The organism is Bacillus sp. FJAT-42315 (assembly GCF_002797375.1).
In the GTDB taxonomy this organism is placed as follows: domain Bacteria; phylum Bacillota; class Bacilli; order Bacillales; family Domibacillaceae; genus Bacillus_CE.
In genome coordinates, this window is record NZ_KZ454941.1 from 1,106,949 (window position 1) to 1,108,712 (window position 1,764).

Genomic DNA, 1,764 nt, shown 5'->3' on the forward strand with positions numbered 1-1,764 from the left:
AAAGAAGCAGCGAAAAAAGTTGGGATTAACGTTGAAGGTGCACGTATTGTTATCCAAGGTTTTGGTAATGCAGGAAGCTTCTTAGCGAAGTTTATGCATGATGCTGGAGCGAAAGTAATCGGTATTTCAGATGCGTACGGAGCGCTTCATGATCCTAACGGTTTAGATGTTGATTATTTACTTGATCGTCGTGATAGTTTTGGAACGATCACTACATTGTTTGAAAACACGATCTCTAATCAGGAGCTTTTAGAACTTGATTGTGATATTTTAGTACCAGCGGCGATTTCTAACCAAATTACAGAAGAAAACGCTCATAATATTAAAGCATCGATCGTTGTTGAAGCAGCAAATGGTCCAACGACATTAGAAGCGACGAAGATCTTGACAGATCGCGGCATTCTTCTTGTACCAGATGTGTTAGCTAGCTCTGGTGGAGTAACAGTTTCATACTTTGAGTGGGTACAAAACAACCAAGGTTATTACTGGACGGAAGAAGAAGTTAACGACAAACTTGAAAGCACGTTGGTTTCTGCGTTCAACAATATTTATGAAACATCTCAAACTCGTGGAGTGAATATGCGTTTAGCGGCTTACATGGTAGGAGTCCGTAGAACAGCTGAAGCTTCCAAGTTCAGAGGATGGGTATAATTAGATAGAAAACCGCATATAATTGCCACAAATTAGGCCAGTGAGATTGCTCTCACTGGCCTTTATTTCGATTATGTGGAAGCGGGATTTCTTCTGAACTTTACTTCTTCATCTGGCTTAAACAGTAAACCGAGGTTGATGAGTCCAGCAAGACCAACTAGTGTATAAATAATTCTAGAAAGACCGGACGTCTGTCCTCCAAAAATGGCGGCTACTAAATCAAACCGAAATAAGCCAATTAATCCCCAGTTAATAGCTCCAATAATGGTTAGGACTAAAGCGAAGCGTTGAAGTCCACTCATGAGATTCCCTCCTTTCATCTCTGACAGCCTTAGTATGTGTTATCGTCTTTTTTTTATACAACGAGCAACTTATTGCTGTATGTAAGAGGAACTATTCTTATATTTCTCACAAATCTGTCTTCATGAATAAATCGTGATTCACTACTAAAAAAAGAAAAAATTTCTATCTTTTTTCCTTGCTTCCTTTCGCAGTTAAAGTTAAAGTTAAAGTGAAAAAAGTAGAACGGAGGCCTCGTGGCAATGACCCATATTAAGTTTGACTATTCCAAAGCATTATCCTTTTTTGGTGAACATGAATTGGAGTATTTGCGAGATGCAGTAAAGGTGGCACATCATTCCTTGCATGAAAAAACAGGGCAAGGGGGGGAGTTTACTGGATGGGTTGAATTACCTACTGAATACGAACAAGAGGAATTTTCTCGCATTCAAAAAACATCTGACAAAATTAAAAGCGATTCAGATGTGTTAGTCGTCATCGGAATTGGTGGTTCCTACTTAGGAGCAAAAGCAGCTATTGATATGCTGAGTCATAGCTTTTACAATCTTTTATCGAAAGAAAAGCGAAAGACTCCACAAATTCTTTTTGTGGGGAACAATTTGAGTTCCTCTTACATGAAAGAGTTGTGTGATGTATTAGAAGGGAAAGATTGGTCGATTAATGTGATTTCTAAATCAGGTACAACGACCGAACCAGCTGTTGCTTTTCGAATGTTTCGCAAGCTGTTGGAAGAAAAATACGGGGTGGATGAGGCGAGACGACGGATTTATGCCACAACGGATCGCAAAAAAGGAGCGCTTAAAACACTCTCCT

At 39.4% G+C, this 1,764-nt stretch carries 2 protein-coding genes, 1 pseudogene and 1 other annotated feature (1 of these 4 cut by a window edge); of the genes and pseudogenes, 2 read left to right on the plus strand and 1 reads right to left on the minus strand.

Going from position 1 to position 1,764, the window contains the following annotated elements; translation table 11 throughout:
* Positions 1–13 (plus strand) — a sequence feature (16S ribosomal RNA rRNA prediction is too short) (it extends 249 nt beyond the left edge of the window).
* On the plus strand, positions 1–651 hold a 651-nt coding region (locus CEF22_RS05135), incomplete at its 5' end, for a Glu/Leu/Phe/Val family dehydrogenase (protein ID WP_198508094.1). It overlaps the preceding feature by 13 nt.
* Before the next feature lie 71 nt (positions 652–722).
* Here the strand turns inward: CEF22_RS05135 and CEF22_RS05140 are convergent.
* Positions 723–953, minus strand: coding sequence for a DUF378 domain-containing protein (locus CEF22_RS05140; protein WP_100402035.1), 231 nt, complete (start codon positions 951–953; stop codon positions 723–725).
* A 240-nt stretch (positions 954–1,193) separates the two neighbouring features.
* Between CEF22_RS05140 and CEF22_RS05145 the strand changes: the two are divergent.
* A pseudogene (locus CEF22_RS05145) lies at positions 1,194–1,764 on the plus strand (glucose-6-phosphate isomerase); the annotation flags it as partial.

Bases quoted from the DNA above. Each gene is read 5' to 3' on its own strand.
- CEF22_RS05140 (WP_100402035.1), bottom strand. From the start codon at position 953: ATGAGTGGACTTCAACGCTTCGCTTTAGTCCTAACCATTATTGGAGCT.